We start from the raw sequence: 18,309 nt of genomic DNA, 5'->3' as shown, positions 1-18,309 counted from the left end.
CAAAATTATCACAGTCTTAGTTCCACAATATGTTCCAGAGAAAGCGAATGTGCTTATAAGAGGAAAGGAACTGCGCTGCTTTTACACTGCGGGCGAACATAACCCAAAGTTTCGGTAAACCTGCTGCAAAGGCTGCAAAGCATTTTCCCAAAGGAACTGCTCCCGGATTCGCTGCCGCAGGGCAGGCTGTTTTGACTTTGAAAGTGCTGTAAGAATTGCGTCTTTCAGGCTGCTCTCATCATACGGGTCACAGTAACAAGCATCTTCACCAAAATATTCATATGCGTTTCCTGCGCTGGTGGAAAGCAGATCTGCACCGGCAAGTCCCGCCTCCAGGCTGGAAAGCCCGGGTGTTTCAACAAAACTGCAAAGCACATGCAGCGCCGCATTCCGGTAAATTGGCCAAAGCTGATTTTCCCGCAAAAAGCCCGCATAAAAAACATTTGGGTAAGCAAGGCACTTTGTCAGGTATGGCTGACACTCGTCTTTGCCTGCAAGAACAACGTTAATTCCGATTTGATTTGCCGCTTTGCAGAGTGCCAGCTGGTTTTTTCGCGGGCAGATTCGCGCTGAACAGAAAAGATATGGCTTGTGTGCAAAAATCCTTTCCGTTAAAGTATCTTCCCGCTGTGGTGCAAAAACGCCGCAGGGCACTACCGTGCTGGGAAAAATCGTACCGCTGTCCATACACAGACGGGTTTCCTCCAGCCTGCCGGAGGGACATACCATGCTGCATCCCTGCAAAATTTCTCTGCGAAAACTTTTATAATATTCCCACTGTGCCAACTGTACCTCGTCTTTCATAAACTGATAATACCTGCTTAAATCCCAAAAGATTGGCGTCAGCAAAATGCGCTTTCGGTACTGCACCGCAGCTTGAAAAAAAGCATAGGTTTCCGTAATGCGCGTCAAGTTAAAAAGATGCACCGCATCACATTTTTTTATAGAATCAGCTGCAGTGCAAATCTGAACATCCGCACCATGCCTGCGTAAAAATGCGGCTGTTTCCAGCAGTTGCCTGGAATCCCCCGCAAAACTGGTCAAATAATCGCTCCGAATACAAAGCAGCGTTTTCATGGATTTGGGCACCTCCCTGCTTCGCTGCACCTTTTGAGAAGCAGAAGCATACTGTGTGAATAAATATAAAAGCAGCACGGGGTGAGTGGAATGACGGAAGAAGCAATTTCTGTCTTACAAATTTACGATCAGTGCATACTAAAGCGCTGTGAGAACATCGGTCCGGTACTCTCAAAGGAAGCATGCAGCTGTGTCATTCTGCCCAGTGGGAAAAACTGCGAAAAATTAGGTAAGGTCATTTTGCCGGGACATGAAATTGCGGCACCGCTCTGCACCACTTGTGCCAAAATAGATGCAGAAAGCTTCCGCATCACACAAATCAAAGTTTGCAGCATACTGCCTGCTGCGCAGAAAGCCGGATTCTGGTCTGCTGATATTGTACTTTCATTTGCGTTTTCCCTGCAGTTGCTGAATGCTGCAGGCGTACCTTTTCAAATTGTATGCTGCCAAGACATTCCGCATGATACAGAACCAGCAGCAGAACGTACATGGATTGAAGCCGGCCTTTCCTGCAGATTTTCAGTAACGCTTTTCGGCGGCACAGAACCGCCGATAAAGCTTTTTACAACAAACGGTGAAGAATGCAGCAGTCTGCGGTTCCTTGTAAATGCAGAAGCACTGCCGCTGAAAGCATGGCTGAAACCTTCCTGCTGCTGGGGACCTTATGATGAACCCTGCAATTATGTGTACGCAGCAGTTGGCATGATCGGCACCGTACAGCTGGCACGCTCTACCTGCCAAAAAGTCTGCAGCTGCAAAATCATGAAGCTGCGCGAATGTGACGTCTGCGGCCACACACCATGCGAATATTTTCAGAAAATGAAATTCCCAAATGAGCAGTTTTACCCTGTGTAAGCGTGCAGCTCTTTTCCATGAAAGTATTTTTTAATGCAAAATGAGGCAGACTGTACTATACAGCCGGCCTCATTTTTTTATGATTTTGAACATTCACTCTGTAGTCCTGATTTTAGGGCGCATTGTCCTTTACTTTGAGCACAAAGCTACTTTTTCAGGAATTAAAAATTTTAATTTTTACCAAAATGAAAGCGTATATTTGTCGAACTCTTTCAAATACTATTCACTAAGCAGAACCGAAAGGGGAATATTAATGGAGTGGTTATTGTGGATTATAGGCTGGCTGATCATTGGTGCAGTGGCAGGTTGGATTGCCAGCAAAATTACGGGAAATGACAGCAGGATGGGACCTGTGGCTAATATCGTTGTCGGTATCATAGGCGCCTTTATTGGCGGCATCATTATGAGCCTGCTGGGTGGAAGCGGATTCACCGGATTCAACCTTTGGAGTCTGATTGTGGCCATCGTCGGCGCTGTAATTCTCCTCTGGATTGTAAATGCAATTCGCAGAAACCATTAATTTTTTCAGTTTATTCTTCACAAGAAGGGCCGCCCGACGGGAAGCAGATACTCCCGCAGGGCTGGTCCTTTTTTGTGAAAATCCGGCTAAATCTGTTCTATATCATGTAAAAGAGTAAAATGGTTCTTGCTGTACTCTACAATGCCGTCTTTGCGCATTTTGGAAAGCTCATTTGACATAGCGCTGCGGTCAACAGAAAGGAAATCTGCTAACTGCTGGCGGTCAAAGGGAATCTCAAATGCCGCATTTCCCTGCCGCATGGATTCCGCAGAAAGGTAGGACAACAGCTTTTCGCGTGTACTGCGCTGCGCTAAAAAAGTCAGTTTTTCATTCATCAGCAGGTTTTTGGAAGCAAGCAGAGAAACCAAATTCTGAATCAGGCGGTTGTGGAATTCGCAGGCTGATGAGCAGGTGCACAGTATTTTTCGGATGTCCATCCAAAGTACTTCTGCATCCACTGCCGCCTGCACACTGACCCCAAGTGGAATATCCGCTGCACAGGCATAGCTTTCCGCAAATGACATGCCCGGCTTGACTGCCGCCACGATATTTCGGTTACCCCAATAATCTTCCTTTACAATATTAATGCGCCCCGAGAGTACAATCCCAACCAAATGGACATGCTCTCCCAACCGCAGGATATAACTGTCGCGGTCATACTTTTTCCTTTCCGCAGAAAGGCAGGAAAGCATAGCTGCAATTTCTTTTTCTTGGGTTCCGTTAAAAAGTTTTGAGCGCTTTAAAAGAAATAAATCAATATTTTCCATAAAATAATCCTCTTTTGTTGTTTTTACAACATACTTGTTTTTAATATTGTAATATACTTACATCAGAAAAACAAGGGAGATAAAAATAAATGAAACGTAAAATCATTCAAATTAATGAGGAAAAATGTAACGGCTGCGGCATGTGCGCAGCTGCCTGCCACGAAGGCGCTATTGAAATGGTAAACGGCAAAGCAAAACTGATGCGTGATGACTACTGCGATGGCTTAGGCGACTGCCTGCCCTCCTGCCCAACTGGTGCAATTACTTTTACAGAGCGGGAAGCCGCTGCGTACGATGAAAAGGCAGTGCTGACGAATAAAGCCAAAAAAGCTGGTTCTTTCCCCGCAGGCTGCCCTGGAAGCAGAGCTCGCACAATCAGTCACGCAGTCAGCACACCCACAGCAGCTGTCACCGAAGCCGGATGCGCTTCACAGCTTGGGCAGTGGCCTGTGCAGATCAAACTGGCGCCTGTAAATGCACCCTATTTCAATGGAACAAAACTGCTGATTGCTGCGGACTGCACAGCTTATGCGCGCGCTGATTTCCATGAAAGATTCATCAAAAACCATATCACCCTGATTGGCTGCCCTAAGCTGGACGAAGGTGACTACGCCGATAAACTCACAGAGATATTGAGCCGCAATGACATTAAGAGTGTTACAGTTGTACGCATGGAAGTCCCCTGCTGCGGCGGTATTGAAAACGCTGTGAAAACAGCACTGCAGCGCAGCGGCAAAATGATTCCGTGGCAGGTCGTTACACTTTCCACGGAAGGTGAAATTTTGGACTGATTTCTAACATCAATGTCATGTTATGATAGGCAAATACTTGTTTTACAAACTTTGAAAGGGGTCAAACAATGAGCTACATTAAAAACATCAAATCAGAAACTGTACTTCCGCTGACAGCACAAGTCGAAGTACAGCCAGGTCAAGTCGTAAGCAAAACGCTGGTACAAAACGATTTCGTCAGCATGACGCTGTTTGCTTTTGACAAAGATGAAGAAATCAGCGCACATGATTCCGAAGGCGATGCCATGGTGCAGGTTCTGGACGGTACCGGACGTTTTACTGTTGGCGGAACACCTTATCATGTCCATGCCGGTGAAACACTAATCATGCCTGCAAAGATTAAACACGCCGTCTTTGCAGAAGAAGCATTCAAGATGCTGCTGACTGTTGTTTTCCCCACAAACAGAGAGGAGTTAAAAAATGAAAGTAATCATTGACAGAAGCGGCTGCATCGGGTGCGGTCTGTGTGCCGGCACCTGCCCAAATGTTTTTCGGATCGCCGATGATGGTTTGGCCGAGGTATATGCCGAGCCGTCTTCTGATGATGAGGCTGCCGTAAAGGAAGCCTGTGAAAACTGCCCGGTATCCGTAATCAGTGAAGAAGAATAATTGAAGGAGGACTTTAACAATGAGTGAAATGTTTTGTTTTCAATGTGAGCAGACAGCAATGTGCAGCGGTTGTACAGGCCATGCCGGTGTATGCGGAAAAACCGCCGATACAGCAAAGCTGCAGGACGAACTGACCGGTGCTCTGATTGGACTGGCACGTTCGGTTGACGGCAACGCAAACAGACCAACCGCAAGCACAGACGAGGCAATGCTCGCCGGACTTTTTACCACAATAACCAATGTCAACTTCAACAATCAAACAGTACAGGATATGATTGACCGTATCCTCGCAGAAAAAAGAAAACTTGTTCCGGACTGCACGACTTGCGGATCCCCGTGTTCCCGCAACGATGATTACGATATGAATAAGGTTTGGAACGCCGATGCGGATATTCGTTCTCTCAAATCGCTGATTCTTTTTGGACTTCGGGGCATGTCCGCCTATGCTTATCATGCCATGGTGCTGGGCTATTCTGACCGCGAAGTCAACGATTTCTTTTACCGCGCCTTATTTGCTGTTGGGTATGATTACGAAATGAAGGACTTGCTGCCGCTGGTTTTGGAAACCGGTGAAGCCAATCTGAAATGCATGGCGCTGCTGGACAAAGCCAACACTGAAACATACGGGACACCGGTGCCGACTACTGTTCCGCTGACCGTTGAAAAAGGCCCGTTTATCGTCATCACCGGCCATGATCTGCATGACTTGAAACTGCTCCTGGAACAAACCAAGGGCAAGGGAATTCATATTTACACCCACGGTGAAATGCTGCCCGCTCACGCCTATCCCGAACTGAAAAAATACCCGCACCTCAAGGGTAACTTCGGTACAGCCTGGCAAAACCAGCAAAAAGAATTTGCAAATATCCCCGCGCCTATCCTCTTTACCACGAACTGCCTAATGCCGCCAAAAGCTTCCTATCAAGACCGGGTATTCACAACAGAAGTCGTTTCTTTCCCAAACGTACAGCACATCGGTGAAGACAAAGACTTTACCCCGGTTATTGAAAAAGCACTGGAACTCGGCGGATACAAGGAAGACCAACCCTTTACCGGTATCAATGGCGGGCATGAAGTAACAACTGGATTTGGCCATGGCACAGTGCTTTCCGTCGCTGATAAAGTTGTTGCAGCGGTCAAAGCCGGACAAATCAGTCACTTTTTCCTTGTCGGAGGATGTGACGGTGCAAAACCAGGGCGCAACTATTACACAGATTTCGTAAAGCAGACCCCAAAGGACTCCATCATTCTTACACTTGCCTGCGGCAAATACCGCTTCAATGACTTGGATCTTGGTACAGTTGCCGGACTTCCTCGTATTATGGACATGGGACAGTGCAATGATGCTTACAGTGCCATTCAGGTTGCTGTTGCTCTTGCGCAGGCATTTGGATGCGGTGTAAATGAACTTCCGCTGTCCTTTGTGCTGTCGTGGTACGAACAAAAAGCAGTATGCATTTTACTGACACTGCTGCACCTCGGCATTAAAAACATTTTGCTCGGACCGTCACTTCCGGCATTTATTTCACCCAATGTGCTGAATTATCTTGTTGAGCACTACAAGATTGCTCCAATCAGCACACCGGAAGCAGATTTGAAAAAGCTTTTGGCAAAATAATGTACAGAGTAGAACAGTTACCGTCAAATACATGAAAGCAGTTTCTGTTATCTGCTCATCGCCATATTGATAAAAAACTTTTTTATCCGCAGCTGTGAAAATCGCGGCTGGGGCTTCAACCATTCCGACAAACATAAAGGAACCATATCAAGCAGTGATCGCTGTGATATGGTTCCTTTTCTTTTGCTATAAACGATACCATTTTTCTGCCGGAACTCCAGCATGATATGCTGCGGCGCATTTTTCAATATACTTTAACCTTCCGGTACGTTCCCCCGGCAAACCGTAATGCACACGCAAAAACGCCATGACAACCGTCCACTTTGCAAATTGCTCTTCCTGAAAAGCACCGCTGCGGCGAGCTGCTTTCAGATATGCCCGTGCAAGCATTGCACCGGCCACTTGTAAAAGAGTATGCTGCATGGCACTCTGTCCCGGAATTTGTGGTACATGCTTCATCAGCAGATAGGTGTGTGCCGCATCTGAAAGGAAACACCCACGATGTGCTCCGCCCCAGTCGATGATATATTTCTGTCCGTTTTGCACCAAAATATTACCGGGATGAAAATCGCCGTGACACAATTTATTGCCGTCCGGCAAATCATCCAAAAGTTTATTAACAAAATCCGCCTGCTGCGTCGTAACCATCGGGCTTTGCATAAAATAGGCAACAATCTGTTTTACACTATTCAGCGGATAAGCAGCATCTATCTCTGCTATTTGCAGCTGCATATGTACCAATGCTTCCGTTTCTTTGGAGAGGCGAAAAATGTTCTTTTTAAGTATATCGGTCAGTTCCACCCCATTGATTTTCTGTATAATAACAGCTGGATTTTTATCTGCGGTACAGTATTCATATACTTTTGGAACAGAAATTTTATGCTCTGCTAAAAGTGAAAAAACATATTTATCTTTTTCAAACGCATCACCGCCTCTGCGGTATTCGCGTAAAACTCTTAATATGCGGTCATTCTGCCATTCGTAAATATCTGCTTCACCGCCGCGATTGAGCAACTGCAGATTTTGAGTATCGTAATTTTTCACCTTACACCTCAAAAGCTCATGTGATTTGATAAAAATAAAAAATGAAGCAAACTGCATTAACAGCTTGCTTCATTTCGCTTTGGTGGAGGAGGATGGATTCGGACCATCGAAGCCGAAGCAACAGATTTACAGTCTGCCCCCTTTGACCGCTCGGGAACTCCTCCATATGGCGACCCGCAGGCCGCATTTTTCAGTCAGATTGGAGCTGGCAGAGAGACTCGAACTCACGACCTGCTGATTACAAATCAAATGTTGATTTTCCAGTAATATTTTTGCTAAATTTGTAGGCACAAAATTCTGTGTCTATTTTTTTTATTTTACACGACGCAAAAGCCACATTATGTCGCTCCTTGGGAAGGAAGTGAACCGATGAACAAAAAGACTTGTGATATCATCCGTCTTGTGATTGCAGATGCAATCCCCACCAAAACCACTTTTTAGAGGAGAAATTGTTATGGTAAAAATACGCTTAACAGCCCTTCCAGACGAACTGCCGCAGGAAATTGAACGATTAAAAGAGAATCATATCATACTTGATGTGTCAAAGCCGGAACGCAACCGTGGCAGCATATATTACCGGCAGTACGTTGACGCTGAACCAAAAGAATCGCAGGTTTCACATATACAGACCCTCCAGCCTGCGGATGATGAAGTGTTTTACTCGACATTCCTTGATGAGTAAACTTGTTGCCAATCGGCAGCACAATGACAAAAAGACAAAATATTAACGTCTGTGGCTGAAAAGCCCCCATTGTAAAGGAGAAAAATCATGAGCAAGATTATTGCAGTAGCTATCGAAAAAGGTGGAGTCGGCAAAACAACAACGGCATTGAATATCGGTGCTGGTTTGCACCTGCTGAAAAAGAGTGTCCTTCTGGTAGACCTTGATCAGCAGGGACATTTGTCCCGCTGGCTCGGCTATCAGCCAGATGGAAAGCCAACCGTATCTGAGCTGATTTATCAGGAAGTATCCGGTATCCGCTCGAATGATGACAGCTTGTTCATACGACACAGCGACCGTGAGGACATAGACTATATCCCCGCAAACAAGATGCTGGGCGGCATTTATGCTGTGCTTGGTAATGACGGTCAGAGCAATACTGTGCTTGACCGGATTTTTCATCGTGACTTCTTTTCACAGTACGACTATATTCTTTTTGACTGCCCGACTGCTGTTGATAATTTGCTGGTCAGCAACGCGCTAAAATGCAGTGACAAACTGTTGCTGCCTGTGCAGGCTGAAAAATTTGCGTATGACTGCATCCCGCAGATGCTGCAGCGATATATGGCTATTAAGCAAACACAAGACGTTAAACCGTATTTGGCCGGGATGCTCGTCACCATGTACAGCCGCCAGACAAAAATGAGCAACGAGGTTTTCGCAGCTTTGCAAGAAAGCTATGGAAGCCTCGTTTTTTCAGAGCCTGTGCCAATGCTGCAGGAGGCGCGGAACAGCACAGATGATGATAACGCGCTGTGCGGCAGCCTTGTTCACCGCAAGAGCAGCCGCGTAGGGCAGGCTTACCTTGCCGCCGCAAAGAGAATTGCAGGTGACAAAAAATGAGCAATAAAATAAAAATGTGCCCGTTTTGTGGGGCAAAGCCGGAAATTGACTATTTTCCTGATAAGCACTGTGATACATACGGTATAACTTGCTCCAATGAAAAGTGCATTGCACACAGTATCTTTGAAGTATATTGTTCTACTGAAGAAGCCATTAAAGCGTGGAACTGCCGCGCTAAACAGCTGAAAGGAAGCGACAACGAATGAAAAAACAGGCACTTCCGACGCTGGAGCAAGCGTTCAGCGGCACGCTGTTTGGTTCGGGTGCAACCACGTTACCATCCGATATTCAAATTGTAGAATTTGAACCGTCTGAATTGACAGAAATTACAGACCAACCATTTCATGCCTACGCCTCAGACAAATTGTCGCAGTTGGCTGATAGTATCCGCGAAAACGGACAGCAGCAGCCCTGCATCATCCGCAAGATAGATGATAAGTACATCATCCTGGCAGGTCGCAACCGTAAACGTGCATGCGAACTGGCCGGATGCAAGGTAAAGTGCATTGTGCGCGAATGCACGGATGCAGAAGCAGATTTGACTTTAACAGATACCAATCTCTACCAACGTCATGAGCTGCTTCCTTCGGAACTGGCGCATGCATACAAAATGCAAAAGGCAGCTTACGAAGCGCGAGGTGAGAAAAAAAGCACCGCCGCCATCGCTGATACTTACGGTGAAACAATTAAAACCATTCAGCGCTACATAAAGCTGGCAGATTTGGACCGCAATCTGCTGGCTTTTGTTGATTCTGGACGCATTCCGGTTATGGCTGGTGTGATGCTGACCGATACCACTTATCCTGGCAATCAGCAACGCCTTGCAGATTATCTGATAAATAATCCCAGTCAGAAAGTATCTTTGAAGCAAGCCGGAGGACTCATGAAACTGGAAACCCTTCACAACTGGTACAGTGACATTCTGGCTGATTTCTTTGCCGGAAAAATTGATTTGCCGGAACCTGACGAAGCGGATGGTGTAGAGGAACCTGTTCCGGCTGGGAATCAGAGCAAAATGGTCGAGATACCAGAAATTCAATCTGCCGGTAATAGAGCTTTTGCGCCGGTGCATGAATGTAAGGCAGTCGAAAAGCACGTCCGTGACAGCAGCGGAAACCTGCCCCTGCCAAACCAGGAAACTGTTTTCTCTGAGGATGATATTGTGGTCAATGATGCAGTTGCCCCGGCACGTTATGAGCGCCTGACACATGAGCGTTGCAACGGAATTAAATCTGGCTATTGGAGTGAGGCCACAAAAGAGGAATTGGTGCAGCGCCTAGCCGAGTTTGAAAACATATATCCTGATGGGCCAATAAAATGATAAAAAGGAGTGCCTTTTATGGATACAAAGGCAGTAAACTGGCGAGGGTTAAATAGGCAACTGAATTCATTACTAGTCAAAAATATTGCAGAAACGCAAAAAAAGCGGTTGTTGATATTCTTTTCGGTGAAAAAATCCTGCCAACTCGAAATTACAAAAAATATTCGTACAGCATTTTTAGAATTTGTAAATGAACAACCTGAATATGCTTTTATGAATACTCGAAAAGAAATTGCACGATCAATTCATCAGCTTGAGCAAGAAATCAAGGAGTTTGAACTTGCCCAGTTTGATGACTCATGGCCATCCTACTATAAGATGCGGTTAAAGACTACCAATGCTGAATTAATAGCCTTTGAGTATTGGCTTCGTGTAATCACCAATTTATTGTAGTTAGCAGCGTTTGAAAATGCCTATCCAGATGGGCCGAAAGGAGTGTGACACTATGGACATCAAAAGCAAAATAACAAAGTTGCTGGCTCTCTCAACGAGTCCCAATGAAAACGAAGCAAAAGCAGCGCTTCTCAAAGCTCGACAGCTCATGGCTGAACACAAGTTACAAGTGAGTGATGTTGCTCCCTCAGAAAATGCAAGGCTTGTGCAACAGCTTTGCTCTATGCAAAGCCTAAGCAAGTGCAAAAAGCTACTGAAAAACTTGAATCCATGAAAAAACAGTTCAACAAAAGGAGGAAAAAATGAATTACAATCCGAATATGTACAATGCAATACAGACTGTAAGACTCACCTTTCAGCAGTGGGAATACACCGGTCATATTGCCTTTGAAATAGGCGGAAACTGCAAGGGCGCAGAGCTCTTTGAAAATGTCCTTGACGACCTTGACGAAGATACAAAGTTTGTCGAAAACGACTGCAAATTTAAGTTCAATGAGCCGGACGAAGATACAAACGAAGATTATGCTGACGGTTGGTACAGCATGACGCTTAAAAACAGGGCTGGCGACGAACTTTCGTGCAATGACACATTGCCCGATGACCTGCCAGAAATGCTTGTTGCCGTCGAAATCGTTGATGTAAAGGAGGAAACCAATGAGTGAAGAATTAAAGCCATGCCAGTTAAGTCCAGAACGTGCTATTGAAATTTTATGGGGCGAGGCAGCGCGAAACCAACAGCCATTGCACTGCACCCGCAAAGAATTATGTGATGCTGTAGAAATGGCAGAAGAATCTATTACCCGCGCCCAGCAGCCGAATGAGCCGCTGACAGTGGGCGAGCTGCGAAAAATGGATGGACAGCCGGTGTGGGTAAAAGCCGTCGACCCAAACGATTCGGATACTAACTACTGGGCGATTGTAAGTGCGAATATGCACTACTCTCACAAATCGGGAGGCGTAATCAGTACGTCAACCGACGGAGTAGCCGTTGTTGCAATTGCTTATTTTGAGGACTACGGCAAATCGTGGCTTGCCTACCGCCGCCCGCCGGAAGCAGGTGAAAAGGGGTGAAAACCAACGATTTAAAACCGTTAGAACAGCCATGCGTGGTATGCCGAGACCATAAGCCCAATAAACCATTTAAAATCCGCGCTGACAACGCCGTTTTGTATGAAACAAGTTTTATCAACAACTGCCCTTTTTGCGGCAGATTTCTTATTGAAAATTATCAAAAAGAAGGTGAAAAAGGATGAAAGTTGAGTATGTGCAAAACCTCGACGATGAAGACATCAAAAAGCAGTGTGCGTTTGGGCTTGCGGACATATGGAGCAAGTACGTGGCCGCAAAGGATTGTAAAGATACGCGTACCATGCGTTGGTATGCAAAAGATTTTCAAGCTGTGAGCAATTTTCTGTACCAAACGCTCGGATGGACATTCCGAGATGATTCGCACGACGGGGTGGTGTGGGACATAACCGGGCAAAAGGAACACGACTTAGGCGCGATTGAGGGATATGGAAAAATGCTTGCAGAACTCAACGGCGCTGAAATTTGCCCATTCTGCGGGTCACTGCTCGGCAATCCGGAGGAGGCCAACCCATGACTGCACCGGACAGGAAAAAAGGTGAAAATGTGAAATATTCTAATTACCGAAAGTTAGGCAAATATCAGGCGGAATTAAAGTGGTGTGCTTCTCGCCTGCAGGAAAAAGACAATTCTTCTTTTGTCGCTGAATTTTCCGAAAAAGCATGTTTGCGGTTGCAAGAGATTGTTCGGCAGCAGGCACTTGATAGCGCATGGAACACTTATCACAACATAAACCGCAAAGCAGCAGACTATAATCCTCATGAAAAAGAAATACTTGAGGAAATAGCTCATATGAAATCATCTGAAGACGGTTGGAAAGTAGCCGATGATATGCTCAGTGTTTGCAACAGTTTGAAAGTTCCATGGTATGCAAAGGGGCGAGCAGCTTCCCGATTTGGTTTTCTCATTTTACTGTTTGACCTTGTGATAGGAGCGGTTTACTTTTATTCATTTGGAAGATGGTTTGTTTGGTTTTGGATTGGCATGGCCATATTTATCATGATTTCAGTGCTCAATTCTCATTATCTTGCATTATTCAAAGCTTAAGAAAACCTGAGGAAATCGAAGATAGCAGAAAAGCGGCCAGAACACAACATCTTGTGGTCTGGCCGTTTTTGTGCCAGCAGGTAAAAACCTGCGTAATCTGCGATAACCGCTGAAAATGGCAGTTGACTTTTCAAGCGCTGTCGGGCGGTGCTTTATTATACAAAATGTCCGTTTAGGCTAATTAGCTATGTACCTTCATAAATGAGGTTACAGAATTAAGTATTGCCGTTACTAACCCAAAAGCAGATGTAAGTATAGACACAATGGCTGCATATGGAAATTTCGGGTTGCCCTTATTATCCCTGTTAATTTTCTTATACTTATGTATGAGCACCTTAATTGTGTTCACAAAAAAGCCTACCCCAAATACACCTAAAATTAACGTAATTATCTCAATAGTCTTAACTTCTGCGGGTATATCATTCTTCCTATTTACGAATTCAAGGCAAATAAAAACTGAGGCAACTCCAAACATAGAGAAAAAGATTGAACAGAGTAACCACATAATTTCAGCTTCTTTTTCTCTGTAATAGAAAAATAAGGCTAAAACCAATATTACTACGCCGGTAATTAAAAATGGCCATCCACATACTGTCGTTGGAAAAACAAAGTAAAACACCGTTAAGCAGACTGAAAGCAGGAATGTGGTTATTTTTATCCATTGTTGATTCGGCTTTCTGAGCCACTCAACAGCTTTTTTGATGTATTTCATATTTTACTCCTCATGAAAGGTGTGACAGTTTTGACTTCAATAGAATTCGTTACTATATATCTCGTCATTTTGGGACTTTTGGGCCTTATCCAAATGGCATTTATGAACCAAAAAAATGCAACTGAAAGGTTGAAGAAGACTAGTACAGTCTGTGGTTTAATTTGGTTGGCATGGCTTATAAGTGGAATAATTATCATGTCGGAATGCTTTTGATTATATTTGCAGCACATTGCACAGGAATTGCTTAGTCGATGAAATTGTACAATGGAGGTGTATTATTTTGATTAACTCAAAAATTGCATGGCACAATATTTCCATTTTTCTACTTTTGCTCTTGCTCATTTTAATCAATCTTATCGTATTAGGTATTGTAGTTCATAAATCAAAATCTTTCAAGGCTAAAGCCGGACTCGTCATTTCCTTGTTTGTGCTCTTAGCATTACTTGGACTGCAAATGTGGCATATGTGATAGCAAATTGCAGCACTCCTAAAAATCAGGAGTGCTTTTTTATTGGAGGAAACGTTATGAAAAACCGTCGTTATAGGATTGAGGAAACCGTGCAGGAACGGTTCATCCGTATGCCCTACGCCCTTTTCGCCAATCCACAGTACAAACCACTGACACCGAAAGCCAAAATTCTTTATGCTCTGCTGCTGGACAGAATGACACTCTCCATCAAGCACGGCTGGAAAAATGAAAATGGCGAAGTCTATCTGATCTATCCGCGTGAAACGATTGCTGACCTTTTGGGGATGCAGCCGAAGACAGTCAGCAACGCTTTCAAGGAATTGCACGATGCAAAATTAATTGAAGAAGAACGACCAGGGTGTGGCCGCAGCAATCGCATTTATGTACTGCACGCCGAAATGGCTGCAGATGATGCCGAAAAATTCTCGGTTGACATGGACTCTAACAATGAAAGTGACAGTGACAAAGAGCTTGAAAAGTACGAAAGGTATATGCAGATGTGTAAAAATGACACCCATTGTATCCCTGAAACACCCGAAAACGAGGTACTTACCCCCTCATCCGCACCGGAACCCCTGTCATTATTACCGATTCAGAAAGGTAATAATGACGCTTCTAGAAAGGTAAAAATGACTCTTGAGAAAAGTCAAAATGACCTGCGAGAAACGTCAAAATTACCTACTATCCATACTGACCTTAACCAGACGGACTTTATCCAGACTGAGGGGAGGGACGTGCGAACACCCCTCCCCTCCATGCAAAACACAGTTAATTCTGCTTTGCAGCTTTTTGCAGAGAAGTGTCCTTCCCTGCCCCAGCCGATAACCATTGGCTGGACACCGAATCATACAGAGCGAGTGTACCATCAGCTGGAGTTTCTTTCTCAACAGCATTGTTCCCTGGACACGCTGTTTACGCAGGTTGAAAGGAGTGATTTTCTCACAGGCCGTGTTGCAGGCTATGATAAGCGCGTGTTCCGGGCAGACATAGACTGGATTACGCGCCCGGACAATGCATCAAAAATTCTGACGGGAAAGTATGACACCTCCCCCACTGTTAGGCCGCAGGACAAGCCTAACCACGATATTGAAGCTTATGAAAGAGATTGTGAAAATCTCATTTTGGAGGCAACGGAGGGATTGAATGCGAACTAAAACATCAACTTTTGAAATCTGCGGCCATAGCATAAATGTCGCAGGAAAGTCGTTTGTATATATTCACGATTCTGAATCAAATCAGAATTTTGCAGCTGTATCATTTGAGGTGGAAGTACGAAAAGACTTTGCTGGTCAGCCATATTTTGTTGTCAAAGCGGATGCATTGCTCGATGACAAACCGCTGCACACACATTTGTGGCTGCTGGAAACAACGGACTTTAACGCCGCATACGACTTAAAAAATGCTCTTTGCACACTGCTCGGTGACCCACCATCCCGATACCAGATGCAGCACTGCACCGGAGCACTGCTATTTAGGGGGACTGGAAATGACTGATACAGGTTACAAATGCACTGGCAAGCCGCTGCACGTCAGCGACATCGTTGCCGAGCGCCACATGGACACATCCGGCGGTCAAGTAAATTTTGACCTGACCTACTGGAAAATCACGCAACATGACGACGCATTCTGGCGCTGCAGCTGCGGGCCGGAAGGCACCGAAATTAAGCTGGACGCTGATCTAGACATACACTTTTCTATTGCTGACGCGATTGATCTGCAGACTTCGGAAGTGCAATTAGTTGCTCCCCCCGTAGATACAAACAATCAGAAAAAGAAGTCATGGCTGTTTGCAAAAATCACCATGGCAGCTTTGGTTGTTTACGTCCTTTTACGCATCTGCACACCATTTTTAGTTACTGCCAACATCGTTGCCGTACTGTGCGCTGTGTTGGCAGCAATCACAATAAAACTGCACGGAGGTATTCATGATGAGAAATTTTGACCCGGACTATATCCGAAAGCGTCAAAAAAGCACGGCACGGGCAACTGTGATTGCCGGTGCCGTGCTTCTGCTGGTAGGACTTTGGCTATCCTTGTATTGTGTTCTCGGCTATCTGGTGATGATTGCCGGATTTATTATGGCAGACTGGACTTTGCGCAACCATGGCAAAGGGCTTTTCCGCAACAACGTCTGGCAGAAAAAGTAATGCGAAAAGATAAAACTGCTGCACCTGCACCGCCGGACAGTCCCAATGGTCGGGCGGCTTACCTGCAGCAGCTGACGGCGGAAGCTCCGCAGCTTACCGCAAAGCTTCCTCTGAATGAGCAAGAATATGTACACTGGGTGAGGGTAATTAATGACCGGTTGCGTTCCGGTCGGTACATTGAGGATGAAGCGCGCGCATGGCTGATTTGGATGCAGGTGAAGTGCTTACAATATTTTTGATTTTATTTCTCTAAAACTGTTAACATTCTGTCTACAACTTTGCCGATAGCCTTTTATAACTCCAACGATTGTAATAATACCACCTATTACAAACAGCGGCATATAGAATGTATTAAGGATTAAAAGAAGCATTCCCTTTGGAGACATACCACGACAGTATTGTGTAAATACCTCAGCTTCTTTATCTGTAAAACTTTGCCCAACAAAAAAAGAATTGGGCAAAAAAGAAAAAATGTAATTCACAATTTGATGTATTAAGTTTACTCCAAATGTAAAAATCGCATTTACCAAAACAACTATTTTTACGTCAGCAAATAAGCTTAATACTAGCCAAACTCCTAACAATACAATGCTGACAACAATTACCGAAACAAGTAAAGCGCCAAAACCATCTAGGTATTTTCCAGTCATATCAACAACATACTGATTCAGATTAGCAATGTTCTCATAAAACGAACGGTTTTCAAAGGCAAGCATACCGAATATTAAAACTGCTAATCCAGAAAGTTGTAGCCCAAACCATAGGTAGCCGCGTATTGAAGTACGAAATTTACTGATGCTTTTTGCTAGGTCACATTTTATTTCAAATGAAACTAATAAGGCTAAAATGGAGTAAATTATTACATATCCTATACTTACACCATTTGTAAAAGGGAATATTCCAATAAGCAGCAAAGGAATGAAGACAGAAATTACGATGTACCGCATATTAGTTTTCCACCATTTTAACACTTTCTTTATCGTCTTGGATCTATATTAAATAAGTGGACACCTGAAGTAACTATCAATTATAATTAAGTAGACACCCAAAAGGAGGCACTTACTCATGTCCACTGGTAAAACCGGAACCCGATATGACGAAGATTTCAAACGAACTCTCGTCAACCTTTATCAATCTGGCGGCAAATCACAAGCAGCACTCTGTAAAGAGTATGGCGTTTCTATCACCGCACTTGGCCGTTGGATTAAACAATACTCAATCGTCGAAACGGATGATGGCGAAATACTAACTGCTAAGCAGGTCAAAGACCTCCAAAAGCGTAATGCTCAGCTTGAGGAGGAACTCCTTATACTAAAAAAAGCGATTGCCATCTTCACGCCACACTCAAACAACGATTAGAAGCTATTCATAAGCTCCGTTTCCAACACAATATCAAGCTCCTTTGTAAGGTTCTTGGCGTTAATCGAAGTACTTACTATAAGCATTACAACACCGAACCGGCTGATCGTACAAAAGACAATCAAACGATTGCAAAGCTTATTCTTAAAATCTATGCAGATTATAACAAACGTCTTGGAGCTTACAAGATTACCTATGTTCTCCAGCGTGATTATGGCATTAACATCAGTGTCGGACGAGTGTACCGACTGATGAGGACTCTAAAACTTCCACGGATGTCCACCGAAAAACCTTATAAAAATTATAAGCATCGGGACAACGGCGAGTGTACCAACCACCTTCACCAGGAGTTCAATCAGCAAACTCCAAACATTGTCTGGGCAAGTGATTTCACATACATCAAAGTTGCCGGCAAATGGTATTATCTTTGTATTGTAATGGATTTATTTTCTCGCAAAGTCATCTCCTGGAACATATCAGGCAAGCCAGATGTCGACCTCGTCATGACTGCGTTCAAAAAAGCTTATGATAGAAGAAACTGCCCTTCTGGACTTATGTTTCATTCTGATCGAGGATCTCAGTATACTGCTTTTTCATTTCGACAGCTTCTAGATTCTCTTAATGTTGTGCAATCATTTTCCAAAAAGGGCTATCCTTTTGATAATGCTTGCTGTGAAAGTTTCTTCAAATATCTAAAAAAAGAAGAAACCAACAGGAAAGCTTATCACTCCCTACAGGAATTACAGTTGTCCATATTCCAATATATTGAAGGATACTATAACTCAAGAAGGCCTCATGGCTCTCTTCGAATGCTAACACCTAACGAGAAAGAAGAACTGTTCTGGAATCAGGCTTAATTCCTGTTTCCAGTATGTTTTCCCTAATTATTGTGTCTACTTACTTGACTATAGTTCATCTCCACAATAATCA

28 protein-coding genes and 1 tRNA gene are annotated in these 18,309 nt (G+C 44.3%); 23 read left to right on the top strand and 6 right to left on the bottom strand.

Annotated features, from left to right (window positions below; translation table 11 throughout):
* Positions 1-81: 81 nt before the first annotated feature.
* Positions 82-1,077, bottom strand: a complete 996-nt coding sequence (locus H6X83_RS04700; protein WP_212507997.1) for a glycosyltransferase family 4 protein — start codon at positions 1,075-1,077, stop codon at positions 82-84.
* 90 nt (positions 1,078-1,167) lie between these two features.
* On the opposite strand from H6X83_RS04700, the gene H6X83_RS04695 reads away from it, so the two are divergent.
* Together H6X83_RS04695 and H6X83_RS04690 are read left to right on the top strand one after the other, a co-directional pair.
* Positions 1,168-1,932: a hypothetical protein gene (locus H6X83_RS04695; RefSeq protein ID WP_212507996.1), complete on the top strand. Its 765-nt coding sequence runs from the start codon at positions 1,168-1,170 to the stop codon at positions 1,930-1,932.
* A 253-nt stretch (positions 1,933-2,185) separates the two neighbouring features.
* On the top strand, positions 2,186-2,452 hold the full coding sequence (locus H6X83_RS04690; protein ID WP_425489203.1) for a GlsB/YeaQ/YmgE family stress response membrane protein: 267 nt from the start codon (positions 2,186-2,188) through the stop codon (positions 2,450-2,452).
* 86 nt (positions 2,453-2,538) lie between these two features.
* Here H6X83_RS04690 and H6X83_RS04685 read toward each other — a convergent pair whose 3' ends face one another.
* Positions 2,539-3,219, bottom strand: a complete 681-nt coding sequence (locus H6X83_RS04685; RefSeq protein ID WP_212507995.1) for a Crp/Fnr family transcriptional regulator — start codon at positions 3,217-3,219, stop codon at positions 2,539-2,541.
* 89 nt (positions 3,220-3,308) lie between these two features.
* On the opposite strand from H6X83_RS04685, the gene H6X83_RS04680 reads away from it, so the two are divergent.
* The 4 genes from H6X83_RS04680 to hcp all read left to right on the top strand — a co-directional run bounded on the left by H6X83_RS04680 (position 3,309) and on the right by hcp (position 6,237).
* A complete protein-coding gene (locus tag H6X83_RS04680; RefSeq protein ID WP_212507994.1) occupies positions 3,309-4,010 on the top strand; it encodes an ATP-binding protein in 702 nt (233 codons plus the stop codon).
* A gap of 68 nt (positions 4,011-4,078) precedes the next feature.
* Positions 4,079-4,447 carry a cupin domain-containing protein gene (locus tag H6X83_RS04675; RefSeq protein ID WP_212507993.1) on the top strand — a complete coding sequence of 123 codons (369 nt, stop codon included), beginning with the start codon at positions 4,079-4,081 and terminating at the stop codon, positions 4,445-4,447.
* Entirely contained in the window at positions 4,431-4,619 is a 189-nt protein-coding gene (locus H6X83_RS04670) for a ferredoxin (RefSeq protein WP_212507992.1), read from the top strand. Before H6X83_RS04675 ends, H6X83_RS04670 begins: the two co-directional genes overlap by 17 nt.
* 19 nt (positions 4,620-4,638) lie before the next feature.
* Complete coding sequence (hcp, locus tag H6X83_RS04665; protein WP_343063136.1) at positions 4,639-6,237, top strand: hydroxylamine reductase; 1,599 nt, start codon at positions 4,639-4,641, stop codon at positions 6,235-6,237.
* 186 nt (positions 6,238-6,423) lie between these two features.
* Here hcp and H6X83_RS04660 read toward each other — a convergent pair whose 3' ends face one another.
* Together H6X83_RS04660 and H6X83_RS04655 are read right to left on the bottom strand one after the other, a co-directional pair.
* On the bottom strand, positions 6,424-7,281 hold the full coding sequence (locus tag H6X83_RS04660) for a phosphotransferase (RefSeq protein WP_212507991.1): 858 nt from the start codon (positions 7,279-7,281) through the stop codon (positions 6,424-6,426).
* Between the two features lie 80 nt (positions 7,282-7,361).
* Positions 7,362-7,445 (bottom strand) — tRNA-Tyr (locus H6X83_RS04655).
* A gap of 290 nt (positions 7,446-7,735) precedes the next feature.
* Here H6X83_RS04655 and H6X83_RS04650 point away from each other — a divergent pair.
* From H6X83_RS04650 to H6X83_RS04600, 11 genes are all read left to right on the top strand, one after another.
* Complete coding sequence (locus H6X83_RS04650) at positions 7,736-7,963, top strand: hypothetical protein (protein ID WP_212507990.1); 228 nt, start codon at positions 7,736-7,738, stop codon at positions 7,961-7,963.
* A gap of 87 nt (positions 7,964-8,050) precedes the next feature.
* The gene (locus H6X83_RS04645; protein ID WP_212507989.1) at positions 8,051-8,845 is read left to right on the top strand and encodes a ParA family protein; all 795 of its coding nucleotides are present in this window, start codon (positions 8,051-8,053) and stop codon (positions 8,843-8,845) included.
* A complete protein-coding gene (locus H6X83_RS04640) occupies positions 8,842-9,051 on the top strand; it encodes a Lar family restriction alleviation protein (protein ID WP_212507988.1) in 210 nt (69 codons plus the stop codon). The genes H6X83_RS04645 and H6X83_RS04640 overlap by 4 nt, the downstream gene beginning before the upstream one ends.
* Positions 9,048-10,166 (top strand): ParB/RepB/Spo0J family partition protein, encoded by a 1,119-nt coding sequence (locus H6X83_RS04635; RefSeq protein WP_212507987.1) that lies wholly within the window; start codon positions 9,048-9,050, stop codon positions 10,164-10,166. The genes H6X83_RS04640 and H6X83_RS04635 overlap by 4 nt, the downstream gene beginning before the upstream one ends.
* 18 nt (positions 10,167-10,184) lie before the next feature.
* Complete coding sequence (locus H6X83_RS04630) at positions 10,185-10,559, top strand: hypothetical protein (protein WP_212507986.1); 375 nt, start codon at positions 10,185-10,187, stop codon at positions 10,557-10,559.
* A 52-nt stretch (positions 10,560-10,611) separates the two neighbouring features.
* Positions 10,612-10,833: a DUF2786 domain-containing protein gene (locus tag H6X83_RS04625; protein WP_212507985.1), complete on the top strand. Its 222-nt coding sequence runs from the start codon at positions 10,612-10,614 to the stop codon at positions 10,831-10,833.
* Positions 10,834-10,861: 28 nt separating this feature from the next.
* Entirely contained in the window at positions 10,862-11,221 is a 360-nt protein-coding gene (locus H6X83_RS04620) for a DUF5406 family protein (protein ID WP_212507984.1), read from the top strand.
* The gene (locus H6X83_RS04615; RefSeq protein WP_212507983.1) at positions 11,214-11,630 is read left to right on the top strand and encodes a hypothetical protein; all 417 of its coding nucleotides are present in this window, start codon (positions 11,214-11,216) and stop codon (positions 11,628-11,630) included. The genes H6X83_RS04620 and H6X83_RS04615 overlap by 8 nt, the downstream gene beginning before the upstream one ends.
* Entirely contained in the window at positions 11,627-11,812 is a 186-nt protein-coding gene (locus H6X83_RS04610; RefSeq protein WP_212507982.1) for a hypothetical protein, read from the top strand. Before H6X83_RS04615 ends, H6X83_RS04610 begins: the two co-directional genes overlap by 4 nt.
* Positions 11,809-12,162, top strand: coding sequence for a hypothetical protein (locus H6X83_RS04605; protein WP_212507981.1), 354 nt, complete (start codon positions 11,809-11,811; stop codon positions 12,160-12,162). The genes H6X83_RS04610 and H6X83_RS04605 overlap by 4 nt, the downstream gene beginning before the upstream one ends.
* Positions 12,159-12,692, top strand: a complete 534-nt coding sequence (locus H6X83_RS04600; RefSeq protein ID WP_212507980.1) for a hypothetical protein — start codon at positions 12,159-12,161, stop codon at positions 12,690-12,692. Before H6X83_RS04605 ends, H6X83_RS04600 begins: the two co-directional genes overlap by 4 nt.
* 181 nt (positions 12,693-12,873) lie before the next feature.
* Here H6X83_RS04600 and H6X83_RS04595 read toward each other — a convergent pair whose 3' ends face one another.
* Positions 12,874-13,404: a hypothetical protein gene (locus H6X83_RS04595; RefSeq protein WP_212507979.1), complete on the bottom strand. Its 531-nt coding sequence runs from the start codon at positions 13,402-13,404 to the stop codon at positions 12,874-12,876.
* A gap of 525 nt (positions 13,405-13,929) precedes the next feature.
* Between H6X83_RS04595 and H6X83_RS04590 the strand changes: the two genes are divergently transcribed.
* The 5 genes from H6X83_RS04590 to H6X83_RS04570 are packed head-to-tail and all read left to right on the top strand — an operon-like array spanning position 13,930 to position 16,259.
* Positions 13,930-15,027 carry a replication initiator protein A gene (locus H6X83_RS04590; RefSeq protein ID WP_212507978.1) on the top strand — a complete coding sequence of 366 codons (1,098 nt, stop codon included), beginning with the start codon at positions 13,930-13,932 and terminating at the stop codon, positions 15,025-15,027.
* Positions 15,017-15,367: a hypothetical protein gene (locus H6X83_RS04585; RefSeq protein ID WP_212507977.1), complete on the top strand. Its 351-nt coding sequence runs from the start codon at positions 15,017-15,019 to the stop codon at positions 15,365-15,367. Before H6X83_RS04590 ends, H6X83_RS04585 begins: the two co-directional genes overlap by 11 nt.
* Positions 15,360-15,815 carry a hypothetical protein gene (locus tag H6X83_RS04580; RefSeq protein WP_212507976.1) on the top strand — a complete coding sequence of 152 codons (456 nt, stop codon included), beginning with the start codon at positions 15,360-15,362 and terminating at the stop codon, positions 15,813-15,815. Before H6X83_RS04585 ends, H6X83_RS04580 begins: the two co-directional genes overlap by 8 nt.
* A complete protein-coding gene (locus tag H6X83_RS04575; protein ID WP_212507975.1) occupies positions 15,799-16,020 on the top strand; it encodes a hypothetical protein in 222 nt (73 codons plus the stop codon). The genes H6X83_RS04580 and H6X83_RS04575 overlap by 17 nt, the downstream gene beginning before the upstream one ends.
* Positions 16,020-16,259 (top strand): hypothetical protein, encoded by a 240-nt coding sequence (locus H6X83_RS04570; RefSeq protein WP_212507974.1) that lies wholly within the window; start codon positions 16,020-16,022, stop codon positions 16,257-16,259. Before H6X83_RS04575 ends, H6X83_RS04570 begins: the two co-directional genes overlap by 1 nt.
* On the opposite strand, the gene H6X83_RS04565 is transcribed toward H6X83_RS04570, so the two are convergent.
* Positions 16,245-16,967 (bottom strand): hypothetical protein, encoded by a 723-nt coding sequence (locus H6X83_RS04565; protein ID WP_212507973.1) that lies wholly within the window; start codon positions 16,965-16,967, stop codon positions 16,245-16,247. The two genes, H6X83_RS04570 and H6X83_RS04565, sit on opposite strands and share 15 nt — an antisense overlap.
* 118 nt (positions 16,968-17,085) lie before the next feature.
* Between H6X83_RS04565 and H6X83_RS04560 the strand changes: the two genes are divergently transcribed.
* Positions 17,086-18,236, top strand: a protein-coding gene (locus H6X83_RS04560) for an IS3 family transposase (RefSeq protein WP_246419068.1) whose coding sequence is annotated in 2 segments (ribosomal slippage) — positions 17,086-17,344 and positions 17,344-18,236 — 1,152 coding nt in all. Because the reading frame shifts where the segments join, the coding sequence is not laid out codon by codon here.
* Positions 18,237-18,309: the final 73 nt, after the last annotated feature.

Source organism: Caproicibacterium amylolyticum (assembly GCF_014467055.1).
GTDB classification, from domain to species: domain Bacteria; phylum Bacillota; class Clostridia; order Oscillospirales; family Acutalibacteraceae; genus Caproicibacterium; species Caproicibacterium amylolyticum.
Note: the sequence above shows the minus strand (reverse complement) of the source record. Positions and strands in the feature narration are given on the sequence as shown.